Annotated in this window: 17 protein-coding genes; 10 read left to right on the top strand and 7 right to left on the bottom strand. The window is 64.3% G+C overall.

Features of this window, described 5'->3' with window-relative positions; translation table 11 throughout:
- The first annotated feature begins 31 nt into the window (after window positions 1-31).
- On the top strand, window positions 32-1,249 hold the full coding sequence (locus ABEG21_RS25270; RefSeq protein ID WP_347558346.1) for a saccharopine dehydrogenase NADP-binding domain-containing protein: 1,218 nt from the start codon (window positions 32-34) through the stop codon (window positions 1,247-1,249).
- Between the two features lie 3 nt (window positions 1,250-1,252).
- Here the strand turns inward: ABEG21_RS25270 and hutG are convergent, their stop codons facing one another.
- On the bottom strand, window positions 1,253-2,077 hold the full coding sequence (hutG, locus tag ABEG21_RS25265) for an N-formylglutamate deformylase (protein ID WP_347558345.1): 825 nt from the start codon (window positions 2,075-2,077) through the stop codon (window positions 1,253-1,255).
- A 307-nt stretch (window positions 2,078-2,384) separates the two neighbouring features.
- Here hutG and ABEG21_RS25260 point away from each other — a divergent pair, with 307 nt between their 5' ends.
- The 7 genes from ABEG21_RS25260 to ABEG21_RS25230 all read left to right on the top strand — a co-directional run bounded on the left by ABEG21_RS25260 (window position 2,385) and on the right by ABEG21_RS25230 (window position 12,995).
- Window positions 2,385-3,731, top strand: coding sequence for a Zn-dependent hydrolase (locus ABEG21_RS25260; protein ID WP_347558344.1), 1,347 nt, complete (start codon window positions 2,385-2,387; stop codon window positions 3,729-3,731).
- 59 nt (window positions 3,732-3,790) lie between these two features.
- On the top strand, window positions 3,791-4,813 hold the full coding sequence (locus ABEG21_RS25255; protein WP_347558343.1) for a hydroxyacid dehydrogenase: 1,023 nt from the start codon (window positions 3,791-3,793) through the stop codon (window positions 4,811-4,813).
- Between the two features lie 106 nt (window positions 4,814-4,919).
- A complete protein-coding gene (locus ABEG21_RS25250) occupies window positions 4,920-6,302 on the top strand; it encodes a cation:dicarboxylase symporter family transporter (protein WP_347558342.1) in 1,383 nt (460 codons plus the stop codon).
- The gene (locus ABEG21_RS25245) at window positions 6,299-7,234 is read left to right on the top strand and encodes a DUF1932 domain-containing protein (protein ID WP_347558341.1); all 936 of its coding nucleotides are present in this window, start codon (window positions 6,299-6,301) and stop codon (window positions 7,232-7,234) included. Before ABEG21_RS25250 ends, ABEG21_RS25245 begins: the two co-directional genes overlap by 4 nt.
- Before the next feature lie 108 nt (window positions 7,235-7,342).
- Window positions 7,343-9,514 (top strand): hydantoinase/oxoprolinase family protein, encoded by a 2,172-nt coding sequence (locus ABEG21_RS25240; protein ID WP_347558340.1) that lies wholly within the window; start codon window positions 7,343-7,345, stop codon window positions 9,512-9,514.
- 137 nt (window positions 9,515-9,651) lie between these two features.
- Window positions 9,652-11,364, top strand: coding sequence for a hydantoinase B/oxoprolinase family protein (locus ABEG21_RS25235; RefSeq protein ID WP_347558339.1), 1,713 nt, complete (start codon window positions 9,652-9,654; stop codon window positions 11,362-11,364).
- Between the two features lie 167 nt (window positions 11,365-11,531).
- Window positions 11,532-12,995, top strand: coding sequence for an MFS transporter (locus ABEG21_RS25230; protein WP_347558338.1), 1,464 nt, complete (start codon window positions 11,532-11,534; stop codon window positions 12,993-12,995).
- Window positions 12,996-13,106: 111 nt separating this feature from the next.
- Here the strand turns inward: ABEG21_RS25230 and ABEG21_RS25225 are convergent, their stop codons facing one another.
- Together ABEG21_RS25225 and ABEG21_RS25220 are read right to left on the bottom strand one after the other, a co-directional pair.
- The gene (locus tag ABEG21_RS25225; protein WP_347558337.1) at window positions 13,107-14,054 is read right to left on the bottom strand and encodes a LysR substrate-binding domain-containing protein; all 948 of its coding nucleotides are present in this window, start codon (window positions 14,052-14,054) and stop codon (window positions 13,107-13,109) included.
- Between the two features lie 4 nt (window positions 14,055-14,058).
- Window positions 14,059-14,973 carry a LysR family transcriptional regulator gene (locus tag ABEG21_RS25220; RefSeq protein WP_347558336.1) on the bottom strand — a complete coding sequence of 305 codons (915 nt, stop codon included), beginning with the start codon at window positions 14,971-14,973 and terminating at the stop codon, window positions 14,059-14,061.
- 174 nt (window positions 14,974-15,147) lie between these two features.
- On the opposite strand from ABEG21_RS25220, the gene ABEG21_RS25215 reads away from it, so the two are divergent.
- Together ABEG21_RS25215 and ABEG21_RS25210 are read left to right on the top strand one after the other, a co-directional pair.
- Window positions 15,148-16,161 carry a zinc-binding alcohol dehydrogenase family protein gene (locus ABEG21_RS25215; protein ID WP_347558335.1) on the top strand — a complete coding sequence of 338 codons (1,014 nt, stop codon included), beginning with the start codon at window positions 15,148-15,150 and terminating at the stop codon, window positions 16,159-16,161.
- Between the two features lie 125 nt (window positions 16,162-16,286).
- Window positions 16,287-16,808 (top strand): hypothetical protein, encoded by a 522-nt coding sequence (locus ABEG21_RS25210; RefSeq protein WP_347558334.1) that lies wholly within the window; start codon window positions 16,287-16,289, stop codon window positions 16,806-16,808.
- On the opposite strand, the gene ABEG21_RS25205 is transcribed toward ABEG21_RS25210, so the two are convergent.
- The 4 genes from ABEG21_RS25205 to ABEG21_RS25190 form a co-directional block, all read right to left on the bottom strand.
- Complete coding sequence (locus ABEG21_RS25205) at window positions 16,781-17,521, bottom strand: GntR family transcriptional regulator (RefSeq protein ID WP_347558333.1); 741 nt, start codon at window positions 17,519-17,521, stop codon at window positions 16,781-16,783. The genes ABEG21_RS25210 and ABEG21_RS25205 overlap by 28 nt on opposite strands.
- Before the next feature lie 102 nt (window positions 17,522-17,623).
- Window positions 17,624-19,264 carry an efflux transporter outer membrane subunit gene (locus ABEG21_RS25200; RefSeq protein WP_347558332.1) on the bottom strand — a complete coding sequence of 547 codons (1,641 nt, stop codon included), beginning with the start codon at window positions 19,262-19,264 and terminating at the stop codon, window positions 17,624-17,626.
- Window positions 19,261-22,515 (bottom strand): efflux RND transporter permease subunit, encoded by a 3,255-nt coding sequence (locus ABEG21_RS25195; protein ID WP_347558331.1) that lies wholly within the window; start codon window positions 22,513-22,515, stop codon window positions 19,261-19,263. The genes ABEG21_RS25200 and ABEG21_RS25195 overlap by 4 nt, the downstream gene beginning before the upstream one ends.
- Window positions 22,512-23,771, bottom strand: a complete 1,260-nt coding sequence (locus tag ABEG21_RS25190) for an efflux RND transporter periplasmic adaptor subunit (protein ID WP_347558330.1) — start codon at window positions 23,769-23,771, stop codon at window positions 22,512-22,514. The genes ABEG21_RS25195 and ABEG21_RS25190 overlap by 4 nt, the downstream gene beginning before the upstream one ends.
- Between the last annotated feature and the right edge of the window lie 156 nt (window positions 23,772-23,927).

The raw sequence follows: 23,927 nt of genomic DNA, 5'->3' as shown, positions 1-23,927 counted from the left end.
CCCGACATCTCACTTTCCATAGGAAACCACCATGAAGATCGCACTATTGGGCGCGGGCCATATCGGCGTGACGATCGCGCGCCTGTTGCAGAACTCGGGTGATTATCAGGTCACGGTGGCGGACCGCGATGCGGCGGCGCTCGCGTCGCTAACCGATACCGCCGTGAAGACGGTGACGCTGGATGTCGCGAATCGCGCCGCACTGACCGATTTCGCACGCGGCCACGATGCGGTCGTCAACGCTTTACCGTTTTCCCTCGCCATCGAGGCGGCGCACGCGGCGGCAGCAGCCGGTGCGCACTATTTCGACCTGACCGAGGATGTGCAGGCCACGCAGACGATTCGCGCCTTGGCACGCGATGCGAAGACGGCTTTCATGCCCCAATGCGGCCTGGCGCCGGGTTTCATCGGCATTGCGGCACATAGCCTGGCCCGGCGTTTCGATGTCGTGCACGATATCAAGATGCGGGTGGGCGCGCTGCCGCAATTCCCCACCAATGCGTTGAAATATAATCTGACCTGGAGCGTCGATGGCCTGATCAACGAGTATCGGCACCCGTGCGAGGCAATTCGTGACGGTGTGTTGACGCAGGCGGCACCAATGGAAGGCCTCGAGCATTTTTCGCTCGATGGCATCGAATACGAAGCCTTCAATACGTCCGGCGGTCTTGGGACCTTATGCGAGACCCTGGCCGGCAGTGTCCGGACCCTTGACTACAAGTCGGTGCGCTATCCGGGCCACTGCGCGTTGATGCGCTTCCTTCTCGACGATATGAAGCTGGCGCAGAAGCCGGAGGCATTGAAAGCGCTGCTGCGTGATGCCGTTCCCGCGACCGAACAAGATATTGTCCTGGTGTTCGTAGCGGTCAACGGCATGCGCAATGGACGTTATCTGGAACAGATCTTTACGCGCAAGATCGCCGCCCAACCGTTTCAGGGCGTCTCGGACGCCGGGAACGCGGAGGGGCAAACGATGAGCGCAATTCAGATCACCACCGCAGCCGGCATATGTGCGGCAGTCGATCTGTTTCGGCAGAAGCGGTTGCCGCAGTCGGGCTTTATCGCGCAGGAACAGGTTGCATTGGATGTGTTCCTCGCCAATCGCTTTGGTGCGGCTTACGATCTTGCAAACGAGGGAGCGGGTGCAGCGACGTCGATCGGCGTCGGCAGCCAGGTGACGTTCCGGCCGCCAGCTTTATCGGCCGGCACGCCGGCGTCCGCTGCCACGACGATTCCCTGCGCGGCCTGATCCTTAGTCTGGATAGACAGGTGCCGGCGTATCGTGCGTCGGCAAGGCGGCGACCGCTGCTTGGAGCATGCTCCGCAGCAGTGGCTGAAGCTGTTGCGCACGCGCCGGCGCATACGTGTACGGCGCTTCCTCATGCATATACGTGGACCAGCATTTCTCCAGCTGGACCGTATGCACGCCCTGTTCCGGCACGCCATAGTGGCGCGTGATATAGCCGCCCTTGAAGCGCCCGTTCAAAATCGACGTATACGCCTGCTCGGCGCTTGCAACGCCGAACACGGCCTCTGCAATGGCCGGTGCCGCGCTGTGGCCGTCGGCCGTGCCGAGATTCAGATCCCAGAGCTTCCCGTCGAACAGACGCGGCAACCGGCTCTTGATCGAGTGCGCTTCCCAGACGACGATATGCGGATGGCGCGCACGCAGGCGCATGATCTGCTGCGTTAATGTCTCGTGATACGGTTGCCAGTACTGCGCGACGCGCTGCGCTTTTTGTGCGGCGTCCGGTGCTTGGCCGGCCTGGTACACGTCCTCGCCAAGGAAGGTTTCGGTGGGACAGAGTCCGGTGGTGACCTTGCCAGGGTAGAGGCTTTCGTCGCTGCGAGGGCGGTTCAGATCGATCACATAACGCGAATACTCGGCGCAGAGAATCGTCGCGCCCAGCTCGCGCGCGAAATCATAGAGCCGATCGAGATGCCAGTCCGTGTCTTGCACGGTTAGGCCGGCAGCCGTATAAACGGGCCGCAGCGCGTCGGGAATCGTCGTGCCGACATGGGGAATCGAAATCAACAAAGGGCTGTCGCCCTGGTGCAATTTATAACCGGTCTTCATGTGGTTTCAGGCGAGATAGCATCGATAATGCGCATGGAGCATGATAACCCGCCCGCGTTCGCCAGCGGCATCCGACAAAATGGGCATTGCGAATTCCGCGTTTTGCGCGCTTCCCGTCCTGCTGCCGGGCCGCGAGGCGGATAGCGACGCGATTAGCATGACTCAGCCCTATACGTAAAAACAACGTAATCGGCAGGCCAATGCCGTAAAGCGTAGGCTTGTCACGATTTTGGCCGCTCCCGGCCAATGCGGTCGGCCCGCGCGTGCAAGCGCGAGGCGTCCTTTCGTCAAATGGATTAAGCAAGCGATGTCATCGTCCTCGAATTCCGGTCCGTCCTCCACGAACGTAGTGGCCGCCGAGACTGTCGCCTCGAGCCCGGCGTCTGCAGCGGTCCCGGTGCTGCCCACGCCGACCCCCGACATGGCGTTGGCGCGGCAATTGTTCGATATCTTGCGCGCGGACAGCTTCGACGGCGTCGGCGTGACGCGTGACAGTTACGGCACGGGCGAACAGCGAGCGCACGAGCAGATTCGCACGGCCGCCGAGGCGCTGGGCCTGTCCGTGCGCACCGACGCCGCGCTGAATCTCTACATCACGCTGCCCGGTCAGGAGCGGACGGCGCCGGCCCGCGTGACCGGTTCGCATCTCGACTCGGTACCGCGGGGCGGCAATTTCGACGGCGCGGCGGGCGTCATTGCGGGGCTCGCGGTAGTGGCGGGCTGTCGGGCCGCCGGTGTCACGCCGCCCGCGGACATCGTCGTAATCGGCATTCGCGCCGAGGAAAGCGCCTGGTTTCCGTTCTCTTATATCGGGAGCAAAGCGGCGCTCGGACAACTGCCGGAAGCCGCGCTGGCGGTCCGACGTGCGGACAATGGGCGGACTTTGGAAGAGAGCCTGATCGCGCTCGGTGGGGATACGGCGCCGCTGCGGCAACGGACGCCCGGCATCGATATCGCCCGCATTGCCCGTTTCGTCGAATTGCATATCGAACAAGGACCGGTCCTGGAAGAAGCCGGTGAGCCCGTCGGGGTGGTCACCGGCATCTGTGGCAGCGTGCGTTACCGTGAGGCCAGCGCGCTGGGCGCTTACAAGCACTCGGGGGCCACGCCCCGTTCGCATCGGCAGGATGCGGTGGTGGCCGTCGCCCGCCTGGTAAGCACCTTGCATGACGACTGGTGCGATCTGGAAGCGCAGGGCCATGAATTGACCTTTACCGTGGGCCGTTTCGAGACGGACCGGCGCCAGGCGGATTTCAGCAAAGTGCCGGGCCGGGTCGATTTCTGCATCGACGTGCGCTCCCGCAGTCACGCGACGATGCAGGCCATGGAAGCGCGGATCCTGGCCGCCACCGACGCCATCGCCCGTCAGTACGGCGTGGCCATCGATCTGGGGCCACGCACGAGCAGCGAGCCTGCCGCGATGGATGCGGCCTTGTGCGCGACGTTGACCGATGCCGCGCGTGCAGCCGGGTGGGCGTATCGCGAAATGCCGAGCGGTGCCGGTCATGATGCGGCGCTGTTCGCGACAGCCGGCGTCCCCACGGCGATGATTTTCGTGCGGAACCAGCACGGCAGTCACAATCCCCAGGAAGCGATGCAGTTCCCGGATTTCGAGAAAGGCACGCAGCTTCTTGCGCAGCTCCTGCTGCGTTAAAAAAGCGATTTTCGCGCCAGCGATTCAACCGTATCAAACGAGATAAGGAAGCGGTACCGATGCACAAGAAATGGTCATGCCTGATAACGCAGCCGGTGAAAGCCGAAGGTTGGGCCTTACTCGAAGCCGCTGGCATTACGGTGCGGCAGGCGCGCGCCACGACGATGGAAGGGTGGGCGCAGGAAATAGCGGATGCCGACGCCGTCATTACCCGTGACGGCGGTCTGACCGCTACCGTCATGGATGCGGCGCCGCGCTTGCAGGTCATCGGCAATCATGGCGCCGGCACCAACAAGATCGACGTCGCGCATGCGAGCCGTTGCGGCATCGCCGTGACGAATACGCCGGGCTCCAATATGCGCTCGGTCGCCGAACATGCGATGGCGCTGTTGCTCGCCGTGGCGCGTCGGGTCCCGGAAGCTCACCACGCCGTGCGCAGCGATAACTGGCGTTACCGCTTCTCCACCACAATGCACGAGTTGCACGGCAAGGTGCTGGGTATTGCCGGATATGGCGCCATCGGCAGTGCCTTCGCGACGATGGCACGGCTGGGTTTCGGCATGCAGGTCTGTGTCTGGTCGCCGAGCCTGGATGATGTGCGGCGTGCGCAACTGGCCGCCGACGGCATCGAATGCGTGCCGGACCTGCCTACGCTGCTGCAGCGCGCCGACGTGGTGAGTCTGCATCGTCCCGCCCGGCCCGATACCGTCCATATGATCGATGCCGCAGCGCTGGCCTTGATGAAGCCCTCAGCGATTCTGCTGAATACCTCGCGCGGACCGTTGATCGACGAAATGGCGCTGGCCGACGCACTGCGCGGCGGTCGTCTGTTCGGGGCGGGCCTCGATGTATTCGAACAGGAACCGCCCGCCCCCGATTCGCCGTTGCTGAGCCTGCCGCAGGAGACGAATCTGGTCTGTGCGCCGCACGTCGGCGGTTCCACGCAGGAAGCCTTGGTGTCGACGGTCACGATGGCCGCCGAGCAGGTGATCGCCGTATTGCGTGGCGAACGCCCGCCGCACCTTGTAAATCCCGAGGTTTGGGGGCATCGGCGGGGGACTCATGGTTTTCCCTTGTCATAAGCAAAAGGGATAGCCGGATAAAGACAAAGCACCGGCCCCTGGGGAGCGCTCCTGCATAATCGATTCGCATCATAAAAAAAGCGAGCCGGTTTTCCCGGAGGAGACGATGCGAATATTCAAGAAACTGTACGTCCAGGTACTGGTGGCGATCGCGATCGCAATCGTCTTCGGTCTGGTCGCGCCAAAGCAGGCTCTCGCCATGCAGCCGCTGGGCGACGGCTTTATCGCCATGCTGAAAATGATTCTGGGTCCGATCATTTTCTTCACGGTTGTCCACGGCGTCGGCCATATCAAGGACTTCCGACGGCTGGGCCGACTGGGCGTCAAGACCCTTGTCTATTTTGAGGTGGTCAGCACCTTGGCGATGGGCGTCGGTTGGACCATGGTCCATCTGATTCGCCCCGGCGAAGGACTGCATGCGATAAACCTCGCAGTGAACCCGGGCGCGCTGGCGGGCATCTCGAAAGCCGCGCACGCCGATTTCACCTTCACCCATTTCGCGCTGTCGATCATCCCGAAAACCCTCGGTGAAGCGTTTGTCGGCGGCGAGATCCTGCCGGTATTGTTCGTATCGCTGCTGGTGGGTTTCGCCTTGAGCAGCGTCGCCAAGCCGGATTGGGCGGTTTTCAAGCTGATCGACGAAGGACAGGCGATCATTTTCAAGATACTGGCCTTCATCATGCGTCTGTCGCCCATCGGGGCGTTCGGCGCGATGTCCAGTGCCGTCGGACATTACGGTCCCGGCACCTTGCTGTATCTGCTGCGCTATGTGCTGACCTATTACGCGAGCGCGCTGGTGTTCGTCGTGGTGGTGCTCGGTCTGGTGGCGGCGTGTGCGGGCCTGTCGATCTTCTCGATCCTGTCCTTGATCAAGGAAGAGGCCTTGCTGGCGATGGGCACGGCGGCGTCCGAAGTCGCGTTTCCACGCATGGTTACCAAGCTGAAACAGGCCGGCTGCGACGAACTGGTCGTCGGCTTCGTCTTGCCTGCGGGCTATTCCTTCAATATCGACGGCGCCTGCATCTACATGGCCTGCGGTCTGGGCTTCATCGCACAGGCGACCGATACGACGCTGTCCGCGTCGCAATGGATCAGCCTGCTGTTCGTGATGCTGCTGACGTCGAAAGGCGGCGCGGGCGCCGCGGGCGGCGCATTCGTCAAATTGGCCGGTACGGTCCAATCCACCGGCGCCTTGCCATTGACGGGCGTCGGTCTGTTGTTCGGCATCGATCGGATGTTGGCGGTCGCGACATCCACCGTCAACGTCATCGGTAATTGCGTCGCGACGCTGGTCATCGCGAAATCGGAGCGGATGCTCGACGAGGACGCCTATCGCGTGGCGCTGGGCCGAGGCAAGGCGACAGCGCGTCCCGCCAGCCTGCGGGAGTCGGCGGATCGCGCCGGCCGTCCTGAGCGGGACGACGAAGCGATGGGTGGCGCAACCCCTAACGGCCTATCGATTCCTTTGAGAGCGGGAGATAAATCATGAGCGAGCGTACCCAGACCGGGATCCTTCACGACGCGGCAGACGGTGCGCGGCACCGCATCGCGATCATCGGTTTCGGCGAAGTCGGTCCGATTTTCGCGGACGCCTGGCGCGACCGCGCCGATGTGACGGTGTTCGATATCAAGTTGCAGGATTCCGCCACGCGGGAAGCGATGGTGTCGCGTATCGCTAAAACCGGTGCGCGGGTGTGCGATTCCGTGGCCGCAGCAGTCGACGGTGCGCGCTACGTCTTGTCCGCGGTAACGGCGAGTCAGGCCGGCGCGGTTGCCGTGGAGGCGGCGCGCAGCATGCGCGCCGGGCAGTTATTTCTCGACTTGAATTCGGTATCGCCGCGCGTGAAGCAGGGAAATCGGGATGCGCTGGCGCAATGCGGTGCCGATTATGTCGAGGCCGCCGTCATGGCGCCGGTACCGCCGCAAGGCATTCGCGTGCCGATGCTGCTGGGCGGCGCCCGTGCCGAGGAAGCGTCGGCATTTTGCAATACGCTCGGCATGAAAACCGAGACGATCGCCGACGAGATCGGGCTCGCCTCCGCGGTCAAGCTGTGTCGCAGCATCATGATCAAGGGCAATGAAGCGCTCTGCGTGCAATCGATGCTGGCGGCGAGCCATTTCGGTGTCGATGCGCGTGTCTTGAAATCGCTGGCGGCGACCTTCCCTGGCGTCGGCTGGGACGACGGATACGAAGGCTATTTGATCGGTCGCGTCGTCGAGCACGGGCAGCGGCGCAGTGAGGAGATGCGCGAGGCCGCGGCAATGCTCCAGGAAATGGACATGGATCCGGCCTTGGCCAATGCGATTGCCGATGTCCAGCAACGCATTGCCGCCCTCGGCAAGACCCTGCTCGCGGATCTCGATAAAAAAGGCGCCTTGCCGGGATGGCGCGACCAGCGCCGCGCGCTCGGTGCCGCCTAGCAGGGTAAATAAAATTTACCCTCAGTGAATTTTGTCGTTGATTGCTTGATTCAATTCGTCGCCGCAAGATGAACCCGAATCAATTTAACCCACCTTGGGGAGCAATCGGTGACGACAGCAGGTTCCACTTCCGCATCTCTCGACGGCGCCGCCGCTCGGGTGCCATCCTCCCCATCCGTCTTCAAGTCGATCCGCGCCGGCGCGGACATCGGTGGCACATTCACCGATGTCGCGCTGGAGTGTGACGGCACGCTGTTTTCGGCAAAGGTCCTTACCGATTACGCCCGCCCCGAGCGCGCGATCATCGCCGGCTTGCTGCGCGCCGCATCGCTGGCCGGTATCGCACCCGGCGCCATTCAATCGGTGATCCACGGGACGACGCTCGCGACGAACGCGCTGATCGAGCGACGCGGTGCGCGGACCGCTTTCATCACCAGCGAAGGCTTTCGCGATGTGATCGAAATGCGCACCGAGAGTCGATTCGAACAGTATGACCTCGGCATCACGCTGCCCGCGCCGCTAGTGCCGCGCTCCGACCGCTTTACCGTGGCCGGCCGCATGGACGCGAAGGGCAATGAACTGGTGCCGCTTGATATGGCGGGGCTCGACCAGGTGATCGCGCAGATTGCCGAGCAGGGTTTCGAAAGCGTGGCCGTCGGGTTGATGCATAGCTATCGCCATTCGGGTCATGAACGCGCCGTGCGCGAGCGCATTCTGGCGGCATTGCCGCATGTCTCGGTGTCGCTGTCCTCTGAAGTCTCGCCGCAGATTCGCGAGTTCGAGCGTTTCAATACCGCTTGCGCGAATGCCTACGTGAAGCCTCTGATGGCGTCCTATCTGAATCGATTGGCGACCGCATTGCAGGAAGAGGGCATCGGCTGCCCGCTGTACATGATCCATTCCGGCGGCGGCTTGATGTCCCTGCGTAGCGCGGCGATGTTCCCGGTTCGCTTGCTCGAATCCGGTCCAGCCGGTGGCGCGATCTATGCGGCCGATGTCGCGGCGCGCTACGACCTGGATCATGTGCTGTCTTTCGACATGGGCGGGACGACGGCGAAGATTTGCCTGATCGAGCATCAGCGTCCCAAGACCGCACGTACTTTCGAAGTGGCGCGGACTTATCGTTTCAAGAAGGGCAGTGGCATGCCGATCTCGATCCCGGTCATCGAGATGGTTGAAATCGGTGCCGGTGGCGGTTCGATCGCGCACGTCGATGAAATGCGCCAGGTGCGGGTCGGGCCGGAGAGCGCCGGCTCGGAGCCGGGGCCGGCGTGCTATGGCCGCGGCGGTGAAAAGCCAACGGTGACCGATGCGGATCTGGTGTTGGGCAAGCTCGATCCAGCCCGTTTCGCGGGCGGCACGATGCCGCTCGATGCGCCAGCTGCAGGGCGCGCGATGGAAGACGCGATCGCGGCACAACTCGGCGGCGATGCGGTGCAATCGGCCTTCGCGGTCGCGGAAATGGTCGACGAGAACATGGCGAATGCCGCGCGCGTTCATGCGGTCGAGAACGGCTGCGAGTTGGCCGGCTATACGATGATCGCCTACGGCGGCGCGGCGCCGCTGCACGCAGGCCGTCTCTGTGAAAAGCTCGGCATGGACCGCTTGCTGGTGCCCCCGGGCGCCGGTGTGGGCTCGGCGATCGGCTTTTTGCGCGCACCGTTCGGGTATGAGTCCTTACGCAGTGCGGTGATGCGCCTCGGCGAGTTCGACGCGGTAATGGTCAATACGCTTATCGGCGAAATGGAAAGCGAGGTATCGGCTTTCGTCGAGGAAACCGGGCATAGCGGCGATACGGTACGCGAACTGCGCGCGTATATGCGCTACGCAGGGCAAGGCTGGGAAATTCCGGTCTCGGTCACGGCCGAGCGTTTTTCGACGAACGATGTCGCGGCGGATGTCGCCGCCTTGCGTGCCGCGTTTATCGAGGTCTACGTTCAGCTGTTCGGGCATGAGGTGGAAGGGCTCGATGTCGAGGTGGTGAGCTGGGCGCTTTCCTTGCGTACCGAAGTGCCGCCGCCAGCGCGTGTCACCGAAATCGCGGGCGTCGATCAAGACAGCGAGGGCGTCGCGGTGCCGCTCGAACGGCGTGCCGTCTTCGATGCGAAAAGCGGCAGCTTCCATGACTGCGCCATTCATCACCGCGATGCCTTGCGCGTCGGGCTGCGTGTGGCGGGGCCTGCCATCGTGCTCGAAAACGAGACTTCGACCTTAGTGCCCCCGGGTTTCAGCGTCACCTTGCAAAGCGACCGCTGTCTGCTGATCCAGCGCCAGCACTGAGCGGCATTTATCCATCCAGACAGCAGCGGCATAGGCGGAAGTGCGGCATCGAATGCGATCCGCGTTTCCTCTCTACAGCAGCGATAAAACGGCAACGGCATGACGAATCCACGACGCGCCATGCCGAGGAGCGTGACATGAACAATAGCGATACAAAACAGGCAGGACAGAGCGGCGGCGCCACGATCAAGGTGCGCGAGCAAATCATGTGGAATCGGCTGATTTCCGTCGTCGAGGAGCAGGCGATCACGCTGGTTCGCACGGCGTTCTGTACCAGCGTGCGAGAGGCCGGCGATCTGTCGGCCGGCGTGTTCGACGCGCAAGGGCGGATGGTGGCGCAGGCGGTGACCGGCACGCCCGGCCATGTGAATTCGATGGCGGAGGCGGTGGGTCATTTCTGCGAGCGCTTTCCGGTAGACAGTCTGTCGCCGGGCGATGTCCTGCTGACCAACGATCCCTGGATGGGCACCGGCCATCTGCACGACATCACCGTCGTCACCCCCGTCTTCCGCAACGCGCGTGGCGCCGCAGCGGACAGCGCGCCGACGTTGATCGGCTATTTCGCCTCGACGGCCCACGTTGTCGATATCGGCGGTCGCGGCTTCGGTCCCGATGCACGTGAAGTGTACGAGGAAGGCATCTGCTTTCCGCCGATGCGCTTGTTCCGCGCCGGGGAACTGAATCGGGATCTGATCGATATCCTGCGTGCCAATGTGCGGGAGCAGGATCAGGTCGTCGGCGATTTCTTCTCGCTGGCGGCCTGCAACGATACCGGCCGCAAGCGGCTGATGGGGATGATGGACGAGTTCGGCCTCGACGATATCGAAGGGCTGGCGGCCTTCATCTTCGAGAACAGCGAACGTGCAACGCGCGAGCGGATTGCCGCGTTGCCGCGAGGCGCGCATACGTACACCATGACCGTCGATGGCTATGACAAGCCGGTCGATCTGGTCGTGACGGTCCATGCCGACGGCGATACGATGCACGCGGACTACGCCGGTACGTCCGGTCCGAGCGCGTTCGGCATCAATGTGCCGCTGACCTATACCAAGGCCTACACCTGCTATGCGCTGAAATGTGCGATCGCTCCCGCGATTCCGAATAACTGGGCATCGTTGCGCCCCTTCGTGATCAGCGCACCGGCCGGTTGTATCCTGAATGCGCCACGCCCGCATGCAGTGGCGGTGCGACACGTGCTCGGTCATTTGTTGCCCGACGTCACGCTCGGCGCTTTGCAGGCGCTTGTGCCGGATCTGGTGCCGGCAGAAGGGGCGAGCGCATTGTGGAATCTGCAGATGAAGTTCGAGGGCGTGCGGCCTGAAACACGCCATCTGCGGCACGAGATGCTCGTCTTCAACAGCGGCGGCACCGGCGCCCGGCCGTCGAGCGATGGCTTGAGCGCCACCGCGTTCCCCAGCGGCGTGCAGACGATGTCGGTGGAAGTCACCGAAAGCATCGGGCCGATCGTCGTCTGGCGCAAGGAGTTGCGGCCCGATTCGGGCGGCGCGGGGCGGTGGCGCGGTGGCCTCGGTCAACGGATCGAGATTGGTGCCACGGAGGGCTTCGTCTTCAGCCTCAACGCCATGTTCGACCGTGTCGCGTATCCGGCGCGCGGACACAAGGGCGGCGCCTCGGGGGCGGCGGGCTCGGTGGCCCTCGACGACGGGACCGCGATGCGCGCCAAGGGCACGCAGCGGATCCCGGAAGGGCGGCGACTGGTGCTCGAATTGCCCGGCGGCGGGGGGTATGGCGATGCCACCACGCGCCCGGCCGCATCGGTCGAACGCGATATCGCGCACGGCTATCTGACGCGCGACAAAGCGGCGCAGGACTACCCACACGTTTTTTGACCATGCAATGCTGTAGGACAGCCTGACCCGTACGGGCCAGGTAGCAAACACGCTGGTTTTCTCCCGGTGCCGTGCTCCGCGGACGGATGTCGATCCGCCGTCCGGGCACGGCCACGCGCACCTTTGCCCGCTTCGCCCCATCCGGCCTAGCTTTCATGGAGCACGTCATGCAACACGGCAATCCCCCTGTCTCCGATGCGCCCATTCGCACCGATATCGACGGTGCCAACGCGTCCTCGAAAGGCGTGATAGCCCAGGCAGCCGGCGCCACCGGCCGCACCGCGGACGTCCGCGGTGCGCAACGTCGTGTCGGTCCGCGCGAGTTGCGACGCGTGATCATCGCCTCCGGCATCGGCAGTTTCGTCGAGTGGTTCGAGTTCTCGGTATATGGCTATCTGGCCGCCATCATGGGCCAGATTTTCTTTCCCGCGAGCGCGCCCTCGACGCAGTTGATCGCCTCGCTCGCGGCCTTCGGCATTGCTTTTTTCGCCCGTCCGTTCGGTGGCTTCGTGTTCGGCCCGATCGGCGACAAATTCGGCCGAAAGCGGGTGCTGACGACCACCTTGGTCCTGATGGCGCTGGCGACGTTCGCGATCGGCATCGTGCCCTCTTTTGCCTCGATCGGCGTGGCGGCGCCAATCATCCTCGTATTGCTGCGCTTGCTGCAGGGCCTGTCTGCCGGCGGTGAAGCGAGCGGCGCGTCGATCTATGTCGCCGAATACGCGGCCGATCATCGCCGGACCTTTCTGGTGAGCTGGCTGGAATTCGGCTGCATGTGCGGCTTCATGTTCGGCGCGGTGCTGACGGCCTTTCTGAAGGCAGTCTGCACACCGGCACAGATGCTCGATTGGGCATGGCGTATTCCATTCCTGTTGTCGCTGCCCTTGGGCGCGATCGGACTCTATATCCGCTACAAGCTGGAAGAGACGCCGGCCTTCGAAGCCGCCGAGCAACGCCCGCTTGGCAATGCGCTTGCCGCCGAGCGCGCGCCGCGTGCCGAGAAGTTCGATTGGCGCGGCCTGTTTTCCTCGCACTGGGCGGAACTGCTGCAGTCCGGTGGCGTGATCATCGTCACCAATGTGACGCTCTTCATCGTCGTCACCTATGTGCCCACCTATCTCGTCAGCACCTTGAAGCTGACCGCGACCGAGAGCCTGCAATTGACGTTATTCGGTCAGGCCTTGCTGATCGTGTCGATCCCGGTGCTGGGCTTTCTGGCGGACCGCATCGGTCGCCGGACGATGATGCTGATCGGCAGTGTCGGCATCGCCGCGCTGGCGGTGCCCTGTTTCCATATGCTGATCGACGGTTCGTTCGCGCAGAAGATGCTGTCGCTGGTGCTGATGAACCTCTGTCTGTCGTGTCTGCTTTCCTGCGTGCTGTCGAAGGTGCCGTCCCTGTTTTCGACGAAGGTGCGGTTCACCGGCATGGCGATCAGCTATAACGTCTGCGTGGCCTTATTCGCCGGAACGGCGCCGATGCTCAATGCTTGGTTGATCGACGTCACCGGCAGTCATATGGTGCCCGCCTACTATCTGATCGCCGGTGCGGCGGCAGGGGTGGTGGCCTTGCTCGCGAGCAGCGAACGGACCGGCCAACCGATGCCGGGCGACGCGGTCAACAGCATGTAAGCCTAGCGCCTGAATCTAGCGCCTGAGTTGAGCGCCTGAACCCAGCAGCCGAGGCGCGGTCCGGAAACGGCCGCGCCTTTTTGTTTTGCGTCGTGCCTCGCGCGTATCGCGTCAAGCGGTGTGCCGGGCAACGTTCTGGTTAACGACTTGCTGCAACCATTCGACGAAGGCCTGCATCACTTCCGATTGCAAGGTATCCCGTAATTGCACCAGCGTGAAACGCGGCATTTGATGGGCCGGCAATTGCTTCAGATAATCGAGCCCGAAGGGGGCCAGCAAGACGCCTTGCTCGACCAGGTCTTGCGCATCCGGATAAGAAAGCAAGCCGACGCCGGCACCGCTCACCGTTGCGTCGAGCATCGCGCTATGCGTGTGGATCTGCAGCAGATGTTTCGCGGGCGTGTCGTGCAGGTTCATCAAGGACAGCACGTGTTGCCAGAGGGACGTGTCGACGAGCGGGGAAATCAGCGTGTGCTCCAGCAGATCGGATGCGGTGCGGATCGGTTTGCGTGCGGCCAGCGTCGGACTATAGGCAATCACTTTCAAATCGTCGACCAGGTGCGTTTCGGTCAATGCCTCGCCGCCGCTCCGGGCGACCGTGGCCGCCACATCGCCATAGCCCCAGATGATCACGCCATCGAGTTCGGCGCGCTTCATGTCGCGCATTTCGACCTCGGTGGAGATGCGCAGGTCCAGATCCGGGAAGCGCTGCGTGAACGTGCTCAACGCCGGCATCAGATAATGCGAAGCGAAAAACGGGCTGACCTGGATCGAAAGCCGCTGCGCGCTGTCCATTCTCGCCAGCGCGAGCAGACCTTCGTCGATGCATTTCATCGCGGCGCCGACGTGTTGCTGCAGCACGCGTGCCGCGGTTGTCGGCGTGACGCTGCTGACGTGGCGCTCGAACAGCGTGCGCCCCAGCGTTTCCTCCAGGATTTTTATACGATGGCTGACAGCCTGCGGTGTCAGATCGAGTTCGAGTGCCGCCTGACGGATCGACCCGTGGCGCGTGACGGCTTCGAAAACCTTGAGGGATGTCAGCGAGGGCGTGGAAGGCATTGCGTCAGATACGTGATAGATGTTCGAGGCAGCGCGCCCGCAGAAAGTCCCGTAATTGTTGCACGGATGAGGCGGCGGCAGGGCGGTGCGCGGTGAGCAGGTTCAGCGGCGCAGGTTCGCACCACGCGCTCGGCACCAATTCGACCAGTCTTCCGGCGCGCAGATCGTCGACGACATCGATGCGCGACTTGTAGACGATACCGTGACCGTCGATCGCCCACCGACGGGCCACATCGCCATCGTCGGATATCCGATCGCCCCGCACCTCGACGACACGTTCGCCGGCACGCTCCGACGGCGGGAAAAAGCGCCAGCGTTCATGCACCTGATCGGCCCAGATGAAGCGCAGGCAATTGTGTCGTGTCAGGTCGTCGAGCTCGGTCGGCCGACCGTGGCGCGTAATATAGGACGGCGCGGCACAAAGCGTGCGACGGTTGTCCGGTGCCAGCGGCATCAGCACCAGTCCGGAGTCGGCGGGCGCGCCGTAGCGGATGGCGGCGTCCAGCGGCTGGGAGAAAAGATCGACCGCACGGTCGCTGAGCCGCAGTTCGATCGACACCGCCGGATGCTGTTTCTGGAAAGCATCGAGCCAAGGCGCGAGCAGATTTCGGCCGAAGTCGGACGGTGCGGACAGGCGCAGCGGACCCGCCACGGCGTCGCCTTCGCGCTGCAGCGCGTGCTGGCCCGCGGCAAGCGCGGCCAGCATCGCTCGCGCATGCGGCAGATAGCGCGTGCCGGTGTCGGTCAGATGCATCGTGCGCGTCGAGCGGACGAACAGCCGGGCGCCCAGCGCTTTTTCGAGGCGCTGCACGGCGCTGCTCGCCAAGCCCGGTGAGATGTGCATTTGCCGTGCGGCGAGGGAAAAGCTGCCGGAGTCTACCGTTTGCACGAAGATGGCGACGTCGTCGAGTCGAATCATTTGCTGCAAAATGCGGAAAGTGTTTACGTGTCGGGGCCGTATCTCAGCGCGTCGGTCTGCGCCATCATGGCGACAGTCGAAAGGTTGTTGCACTGCGGACGGTGCGACCCTCCCGCTTATCGAACACCGGTCGCGGCCGATATTGCCAAGCCGCGGCTTTACCAGGAGCATACGATGAAAGCAGTCGGTTTCTATCAACCCGGGTCGATCGATCGCGCCGATGCGCTGTTGGACCTGGAATTGCCCACGCCCGAATTGCGCGATTATGACCTACTTGTCGAGGTCAAGGCGGTCTCCGTCAATCCGGTCGATACGAAGGTCCGTCGCGGTTCCACGCCGCCCGAGGGCCAGGCGCGTATTCCGGGCTGGGACGCCGCCGGTATCGTTCGGGCGGTGGGACCACGCACGAGCCGTTTCAAGATCGGCGATCGGGTCTGGTACGCCGGCGATATCAACCGGCCTGGCAGCAACTCGGCCTTGCACGCGGTGGACGAGCGTATCGTCGGGCCGATGCCGACCTCGCTGAATTTCGCCGAGGCGGCCTCCTTGCCGCTGACCACGATCACCGCCTGGGAACTGCTGTTCGACCGCCTGGAAGTCCAGCGCGCCGATCCGACCGACGATAACGTGCTGTTGGTCGTGGGTGCTGCCGGTGGGGTGGGATCGATTCTGACGCAGTTGGCGCGTGCCCTGACCGGCTTGACCGTCATCGGCACCGCATCGCGTCCGCAAAGCCGGGAATGGGTGCTGGGGCGCGGCGCGCATCACACGATCGATCATCATCAGCCATGGGCGCCGCAGCTCGCGGCACTGGGTTTCAAACACGTGACGCATGTCGCTGGGTTGAATGAGAGTGCGCGCCATGTCCCGCAGATCGCCGAAGTGCTTTGTCCGGAAGGTCAGTTCGCACTGATCGACGACCCGGTCAATCTCGATATCGGACCGTTCAAATCGAAGTCGATCGCGATTCATTGGGAGTTGATGTACACGCGGCCGATCTATACGACGAAGACGATCGAGCGCCAGCACGCACTGCTGCGCCGCGCCGCGCAGCTGGTGGATCGCGGTGTCTTGCGTCACACCTTGACGCAACGCATCGACGGCATCGACGCCAGCACGCTGAAGCAGGCCCATGCGTTGGTCGAACGCGGCGATATGATCGGCAAGGTGGTGCTCGTCGCGCAGTAAGGGGCGGCGTAGCGGCGTGGTGATGGCGTGAGGCAAGGGCCATCGCCGCGCGGCGACGGGGAACATTTTCAAGCGCGAGGTGACTGAGCGGGATATCGACCCCATGCGTGCGACAGGATCCCGAGATGCAAGCCAGGCGACCCCACTCCTTCCTGAGACTCGTTCCGCAATCGGCGTTGCCGCTGATATCCGAAGGTGCGGCGCGGCACAGTCTTCATGCCGCAGCGCACGTCGCTGCGGTCACGGCGTCCGCGACGTTACCGGCGCGCGCGAGCGATACGACGTCGGCGGATCGCTTGGCCGAATGGCAGACGATTTGCGGGCGCCTCGCCGCGATGCCCCGCGCGCGCGACGACGGTTCGACGCCTGATTCGCAACAGGCCCGCGTGCTCGATCCGATTGTCGAGGAAGCACGCGGCACGATCGCGCGAATGAACCAATGGTGTCGTCAAGAGGTATCGCGTCTCGCCGGCTTGCGACAGCCGCATACGGCGATGCAAGTAATCGCCACTGCCATGGAAGCGGCCCGCGCGATGGATGCCGTGGCCCCGGAAGCGGCATCCGAATTCCACGCCGGCTTGTTCGTGCTGGCGGATACCATCTGGGACGATCGCCGAAATCAGGTGTCGACGGCGCTGTTGCTATAGCGTTCGGCCGCTACGCGAAAATGCTGGCGCATGGCCTCGCGTGCCGCTTCCGCATTCCGTGCCGTAATGGCCCCTTCGATCCGCGCGTGGACCTCGTCCAGCAAGAGGGCATAACGCGTATCGAGTGACGCGTGATGGTCGGGATGATCCACGGTCCGCGCGGCCCCGTGCAGATGGGCGCGCGGGATCGTCGACACGGTGCGGAGATAGGACAGGAACTGCGGATAGTGCGGATTCTGCGATGCACGCGCGATCGCCATATGAAAATCGGCATCGGCCTGCACACCCGACGCGCCGTTTTGCATTGCGTCGCGCATTGCGAGGCGGGCGGCACGGATGGCGTCCGCTTGCGCATCCGAACGGCGCAACGCCGCCAGACCGGCACACTCTACTTCGAGTCCTGCACGGAACTCCAGCAACGCAAGCGCATGAGGCAATGCGGCGAGATCTTCCGCGGCCAGCCTAAAAGGGGGCGTGGGGGGCAGCGCTGCAACGAAGACGCCTGCGCCCCGTCGACTCGTCAACATGCCTTGCGCGCGCAGCGCGGCAACCGCCTCGCGCAACACCGTGCGACTGACGCTCAGCGAGGCAATCAATTCATGTTCCGGCGGCAGGCGCGCTCCGGCCGCCAAACGGCCGTCGCGAATCATCGCTTCGATCTGACTCGCGACATCGGCGGTCAATGTGCGGGCAGGGACAACAGGAGCGAACATGACACCTCGATCAATCGATACGGCCTGACCTGCTTTACCGTCTCGATTATATCGGAATGCATCGCGCCCTCTCGCGGGGAAGGCACGGACGCCGCCAGGGGACTAGGACGCCGTGTCGGGGTTTTGCGCGGGATGCGGCGGTGTCGTCGCGCCGATGGCCTGGTACAAACCGATGAGGTCTTGCCACTGCGTGGCGCGGGCATCGATCAGATCGCGCGCCGCTGCCAGATCCTGTTGCTCGGCGGCACGCACGGCCGTTGCCGGAACGGCGCCCAGCGCGGCCCGTTCACGCTGACGCGCCGTGCTGCGTCGGGTACTTTCCCAGCGGGTCTGCAGTGCCGCGATGCGCGCTCGATCGGCGTCCAGCGCCGCGAGACGATCGGCCACTTCCTGAAAGGCCTGAAGGACCGTCTGCCGATATTGCGCCTTGCTTGCCTCGAATGTCGCCTGCGCGCCTTTGACCTGTTCGCGCAGAGCACCTCCATGAAATATCGGCGCCGTCAGTTGAGCGGCGGCGGCCCATATCCAAGCCGGTCCGGACAGCAGGGCCGGTTGCAGAAGACCGCCGCGTCCCAGTCCTGCCGTCAATTTCAGCGAGGGCAACATCGCGGCGCGTGCGACACCGACGGCGGCGGCACTGCCTTGCAGCGCGGCGGTGGCTGCCCGGATATCGGGGCGTTGCGCCAGCAGTTCCGAAGGGACGACCGTCGGAATGGTCGAGATCGCGCCGCGATCGGCGCTCGTTGCGTCGTTCGATGCGCCGGGTGTGCGCAGCGGATCGAACGGCGCCGCGGGGGGGGCCGCATCGGGCGTGCGTCCCAGCAGGGCCGCAAGTGCGTGGCGGGCGGTGGCGCGTTGCGTGTCGAGCGCCGCCACGGCGGCATGCGCCGAAGCGGCCTGCGCGCGTGTGGACAGCACCTGATCGTCATCGACCGCGCCCAATGCGGCGCGGTGCTGCAACGTATCGAGGTCCGCATCGGAGAGCGCGGCCGCGCGTTCGGCATCGACCCATTGCGCCTGCAGCGCCGAGACGGTGATCGTCGTCACGGCGACGCGGGAGGCCAGCGCGAGTCGCGCCGCATCGAGGCGTGCGGCTTCGGCATCGACCTGCTTGCGCCGGGTGTCGTTGTCGAGTCGCGTTGCACCGAACAGATCCACGTCATAGCTGGCGCGGACGAAGGTCGACCAGTTGTCGTAGAGCGTCGCGCCTGTGTTGCGCAACTGCACGTTGCCATCGGGCGAGGTCGACACGGCGGGAATGCCCGGCCCGCGAATGCGTGCCGCGGACGCGCCGACATCGATCGACGGCAAGATCGCATTGCTCACCGACGCTTGCAGGACATGGCGCGCCGCCGCCAATTGCTTCTCGGTGGCGGCCAGCCCGGGGTTCTGCGCCAGGGCCGCGTCCACGGTCGCACCCAGACCGGGTTGGCCGAGACGATGCCACCAGGGCAATGCGTCGGCCGTCGCCAGATCAGACGGCGCCAGACTGGTTGGCGCGGGCGTGACGGCCGCGGAGCTGTTTTGCGGTACGTCGATCCCGTCCGGGGTCGTCCTAAAAATACCGGCATCGTCGCGCGTCGTCACGCTAGGCGGCGTGGCATCGGGCACGAGGTGGGTGCAAGCCGTCATCGTCGAGAGAACAGCGACCGTCGTCAGCAGCCGCGCGAGGCGCACGGGGCGGGACGATCCATGCGTTGCCGCGACGGCCATATGGCGCGGGGAGAGGGGCGGGCGCATCATGACTGACTTCCTTGTGGCGGCCGCGTTTCGGCGGCCTTGACGCGGAACCATGCGGCATACAAGGCCGGCACGAACAGAATGGTCAATAAGGTCGCGACGGTGATGCCGCCCATCAGGGCCGTGGCCATCGGGCTGAAGAAACCGTTGCGCAGCAGCGGGATCAGCGCCAGAACGGCCGCGGCGGCGGTCAGCACGATGGGCCGGAAGCGGCGCACGGTGGCGTCGACGATGGCATCCAGGCGCGGGTGTCCGGCGGCGATATCGCGCTCGATCTGATCGACTAGAATCACCGAGTTACGCATGATGATGCCGAACATGGCGATCACGCCCAGCATGGCGACAAAGCCGAACGGCTGATGGAACAGCAGCAGCGCCGCCACGACGCCGATCAAGCCAAGCGGTGCGGTCAGCACGACCAGCAAGGTCCGCGAGAAACTCTGCAGTTGCATCATCAGCAACACCAGAACGACGATCCCGAGCAGCGGCAATTGCACGACGATGGAGCGCTGGGCCTTCGCGTTTTCCTCGATCGGGCCGCCCGCTTTGATCGCATAGCCGATCGGCAGGCCGGCGCGCAAGGGCGCCAGTTGTTTGTCGAGCGCGGCCATCACGTCCAAGCCCGCCACGCCATCCGAGACGTCGGCCTGCACGGTGATCACCGGTTGCCGATCCCGGGTCCAGATCACGCTGTAATCCATCGCCGGCACGAATGCGCCGAGCGCGTTCAGCGGCACTGGTCCTTGCGGTGTCGGCATCGACAGTTGCGCGAGTCGCGCCGGATCCCGTCGTTCCTGACGCGGACCACGCAAAACGATGGGTACAAGCCGGTCGTCCTCGCGCCATTGCGTGACCGGATAACCGTCCACCGTCAATGCCAGGAATTGCGCGATGTCCTGCGATGTGATGCCTGCCGCCCGTGCTTTGGCCTGGTCGACGTCGAAGGTCAGCGTGCGGCGGCCGGGTTCGTCCCAATCCAGCTGCACCCCGTGCGTGCGGGTATCGGTGCGGACGCTTGCGGCGACTTGATCCGCAATGCGTCGGACGGTGGCGATATCGTCGCCGCTGATGCGGAACTGCACCGGATAGCCGGTAGGCGGTCCATTCTCGAGGCGTGTCAGACGGGTGCGCAGGAAGCCGAAATCGTCGCGCAAAATGGGACGCAGCGCGGTCGCCAACGCTTCCCGATCGGCGACCGATTTCGCGGTGACGAGGAACTGCGCGAAATTCGGTTGCGCCAATTGCTGGTCCAGCGACAGGAAGAAGCGGGGCGCGCCCGTGCCGACAAACGCGGTGCTGTTATCGATGTGGGCAGCGATATCGGAGCGGTCGCGAATGATCGCTTCCATGCGCTTCACTTGTACCAGCGTGGCGTCGTACGATGCGTTGTCGGGAAGCCGAAGATCGATCAACAGTTCCGGCCGGTTCGAACTGGGAAAGAACTGCTGCGATACCAGACCGAAGCCGGCCAGGGACAAGACGAAGACGAGTCCGGTGGCCGCCAGCACGCGCCAGCGACGCGTGATGCACCATTCGATGACGTGCCGCAGGCGATGGTAGAAGCGCGAGTCGTAGACGCCCTCGTGATCGTCATGGGCGGTGTGATCGACGTGCGGGTCTTGCACGGGTGCATCGGCGGCATCGCCAGCGTGCGTTGTCGCTTTCGGCTTGAGCAGGTGATAGCCGAGCAAGGGCACGACGATCACCGCCGACAGCCAGGACAGCAGCAGGGCCAACGCCGATACTTCGAAAATCGAGCGCGTGTATTCGCCGGTGCCGGATCGCGCTAAGGCGATTGGCAGGAAGCCGGCCACGGTAACGAGCGTCCCGGTCAGCATCGGAAACGCGGTGCTGGTATAGGCGAAGGCGGCGGCCTTGCCGCGCTCCCACCCCTGCGCCAGTTTCACCGCCATCATCTCGACGGCGATGATGGCGTCGTCCACGAGCAGGCCCAATGCCAACACCAGCGTGCCCAGCGACACCTTGTGCAATCCGATGCCGAACATCGACATGCCGAGCGCGGTGGCGGCAAGCACCAACGGAATCGAAATCACGACGACCATGCCGGTGCGCCAGCCCAGCGAGACCAGGCTGACGGCCAGCACGATGACGACCGCTTCCGCTACCGAGTGGATGAAGTCCGATACCGAATCCGATACCGCATGCGGCATGTTGGTCACCGGCTGCAGCGACAGACCGACCGGCAACGTCGATTGCAATGTCTTCACGCGTGCATCGAGCGCATGGCCCAGCGCGATGACGTCGCCGTTTGCGGCCATCGTGATGCCGAGACCCAGGACCGTATGGCCGTCGAAGCGCATCGTTTGCGCGGGCGGATCCGCATAGCCACGGCGGATCGTCGCGATGTCGCCCAGGCGAAACGTCGCGCCGGCCGACGTGCTGCCCGCCGCGCGCGTCGCGCTGGCCGCCGGGGCGCGCAGCAGCACGTTGGCGAGCGCGGCGCGTGCCGTCGCATCCGGGTCATACGGCTGATGGGCGGGTGACGGGGCGCCCGGCGGGGCGTACGGTCCGAACTGTCCCGAGGGTCGGATGGTGATCCGATCCTGCGCGGTATCGATCGTGCCGGCGGCACTGACGGCATTCTGCGCACGGATGGCCGCGGCGATATCGCTTGGGGCGAGGCCTAACTGCGCGAGCCGGGCGTTGTCGATCTCGATATCGATTTCGGGATTTTGATCGCCGAAATAATCGACCTTCGCGACCCCCGGCACATGCAGCAACTGCGCGCGCAACGCGTCCGCATAGGCACGCAGTTCGTCCGGCGAGAAGCCGTCGCCGCGCAAGGCGTAGACGTTCGTGTAGACATCCCCGAACTCGTCGTTGAAGAAGGGACCCTGCACGCCATCCGGCAAGGTATAGGCCATATCGCCCACTCGCTTGCGCACTTGATACCAGGTGTCCGGTACGGCGCTCGACGGCGCACTGTCGAGGATCGTGAAAAACAGCGTGGATTCGCCCGGCCGGGAATAGGCGCGCAGAAAGTCCACATTCGGCGTCTGTTGCAGCGTGCGGCCGATCTTGTCGGTGACCAGCGACTGCACTTGTTCGGCGCTCGCACCTGGCCACAGGGTGCGTACCACCATCGTCTTGAACGTGAACGGGGGATCCTCGGATTGCGACAGCCGAGAATACGACAGTACGCCGAACAGCGAGACCAGGACCAATACGAAGATGACAAAGGACTGGTGCCGCAAGGTCCATGCGGACAGATTGCCGCGATCGCTTGGTTTCATCGTGCTGCACCCGAGGCCGGGGCGGACGCGGACGTCGCCGTGGGGGCGGACGCGGTTTCGGCCGCCGATGCCGGCGCGATCGGCACCGACAGTACGGCTCGGCCATCGTCGATATGCGGCGTCACCGTCATCCCTGGCGAAAGCACGGTGACGCCGCGCGCCACCACCTGCTCACCGGCACGCAGTCCGCCGCGTAGCGTCACATCGTGTGCACCGTATTGCGCGACATCGACCGGACGAAGCGTAACGGTGTGGGCGGTCGGATCCACGACCCAGACGGCGGGCGATTGCCGCTGATGGAACAACGCCGTTGCCGGCACCGCGATACGCGCTTCGCGTGGGCCGCCATCGCCCGATGCCTGAGCCGACGTGGCCAACAACGCCGTGCCGCTCATGCCGAGCAATACGGCGGGATCGACGCGGTCGAAAGCGAGTTTGATCCCGTACGTCTGGCTACGCGGATTCGCGGCGGCGGCGATTTCCCGAACATGCACCGGCAAGCGACGTCCGGGAAGCGCGTTCAATACAACGGTCGCCGGCATGCCGACTTTCAATGACGCGACGGTCGTGTCGGCAACCTGAGCGATGAAGTCGCGCGGTCCATCGATGGCGAAGCCGTAGATGGCCTGTCCCGCCGCGACGGTTTGACCCGGTTCCGCCCGAACGTCGGTGATGACGCCGTCTTGTTCGGCGATGATCTGTTGGTACCGCAGTTGGTTTCGCGCCGATGTGCGTTGTTGCTGAGCGCGCGCGTTATCGCCGGTCGCGGACAAGAATTGCTGTTGGCTGCGCTCGCGATCGGCGGCCGAGATCAGCCCGGCATCGGCCTGTTTTTGATCGCGATCGCGTTGAATGGTCGCAATGCGCAGATTGTCCGCGGCAGTGCGCGCCGCCGTGTCCGCGGCATCGGACTGTGCCCGCGCGTCGGCATCGTCGAGCCGCGCCAGCACGGCACCGCGTGCGACCCGTTGTCCCGCTTGGAATGGGCGCGACGTCATCAGGCCGGCGACGCGGAACGACAACTCCGTATCGGTACGCGCCGCCACCGCGCCGGAAAACGCCTGGTCGGTGACGCGAGCCGGTCCCGCCGCGTCGCTCGCGCCTCCGCCGCCGCTTTCCGGACGCGCGGCGCTGGTATCGATTGCGATCGCGGTGATCACGGTAGGCGCTACGACGGCGGGCGGCGCTGCTTTCTCGCATCCCGTCATGCCGCCCGCGGCAGCCAATACCAACACGCCAGGCAGCAGCGCGGACATCCGCCGATGGATCCGGGAACGCCTGATTTCAGGCGGACGGTGGTAAGGTTTGCTTCGGACGGACGGCACATCGATCTCCAGGGCTGACGGCGGTGCCTTTCAATACTAATACGGAACGACATTCAAATACAATGTGTATTTGAGTATGATGTGTCT

Source organism: Robbsia sp. KACC 23696 (genome assembly GCF_039852015.1).
Taxonomy (GTDB): domain Bacteria; phylum Pseudomonadota; class Gammaproteobacteria; order Burkholderiales; family Burkholderiaceae; genus Robbsia.
Note: the sequence above shows the minus strand (reverse complement) of the source record. Positions and strands in the feature narration are given on the sequence as shown.

Excerpts from the sequence above, each read along its gene's own strand:
- ABEG21_RS25270 (WP_347558346.1), top strand. The coding sequence starts at position 32 with ATGAAGATCGCACTATTGGGCGCGGGCCATATCGGCGTGACGATCGCG.
- hutG (WP_347558345.1), bottom strand. The coding sequence starts at position 2,077 with ATGAAGACCGGTTATAAATTGCACCAGGGCGACAGCCCTTTGTTGATT.
- ABEG21_RS25260 (WP_347558344.1), top strand. The coding sequence starts at position 2,385 with ATGTCATCGTCCTCGAATTCCGGTCCGTCCTCCACGAACGTAGTGGCC.
- ABEG21_RS25255 (WP_347558343.1), top strand. The coding sequence starts at position 3,791 with ATGCACAAGAAATGGTCATGCCTGATAACGCAGCCGGTGAAAGCCGAA.
- ABEG21_RS25250 (WP_347558342.1), top strand. The coding sequence starts at position 4,920 with ATGCGAATATTCAAGAAACTGTACGTCCAGGTACTGGTGGCGATCGCG.
- ABEG21_RS25245 (WP_347558341.1), top strand. The coding sequence starts at position 6,299 with ATGAGCGAGCGTACCCAGACCGGGATCCTTCACGACGCGGCAGACGGT.
- ABEG21_RS25235 (WP_347558339.1), top strand. The coding sequence starts at position 9,652 with ATGAACAATAGCGATACAAAACAGGCAGGACAGAGCGGCGGCGCCACG.
- ABEG21_RS25230 (WP_347558338.1), top strand. The coding sequence starts at position 11,532 with ATGCAACACGGCAATCCCCCTGTCTCCGATGCGCCCATTCGCACCGAT.
- ABEG21_RS25225 (WP_347558337.1), bottom strand. The coding sequence starts at position 14,054 with ATGCCTTCCACGCCCTCGCTGACATCCCTCAAGGTTTTCGAAGCCGTC.
- ABEG21_RS25220 (WP_347558336.1), bottom strand. The coding sequence starts at position 14,973 with ATGATTCGACTCGACGACGTCGCCATCTTCGTGCAAACGGTAGACTCC.
- ABEG21_RS25215 (WP_347558335.1), top strand. The coding sequence starts at position 15,148 with ATGAAAGCAGTCGGTTTCTATCAACCCGGGTCGATCGATCGCGCCGAT.
- ABEG21_RS25210 (WP_347558334.1), top strand. The coding sequence starts at position 16,287 with ATGCAAGCCAGGCGACCCCACTCCTTCCTGAGACTCGTTCCGCAATCG.
- ABEG21_RS25205 (WP_347558333.1), bottom strand. The coding sequence starts at position 17,521 with ATGTTCGCTCCTGTTGTCCCTGCCCGCACATTGACCGCCGATGTCGCG.
- ABEG21_RS25200 (WP_347558332.1), bottom strand. The coding sequence starts at position 19,264 with ATGATGCGCCCGCCCCTCTCCCCGCGCCATATGGCCGTCGCGGCAACG.
- ABEG21_RS25195 (WP_347558331.1), bottom strand. The coding sequence starts at position 22,515 with ATGAAACCAAGCGATCGCGGCAATCTGTCCGCATGGACCTTGCGGCAC.
- ABEG21_RS25190 (WP_347558330.1), bottom strand. The coding sequence starts at position 23,771 with ATGTCCGCGCTGCTGCCTGGCGTGTTGGTATTGGCTGCCGCGGGCGGC.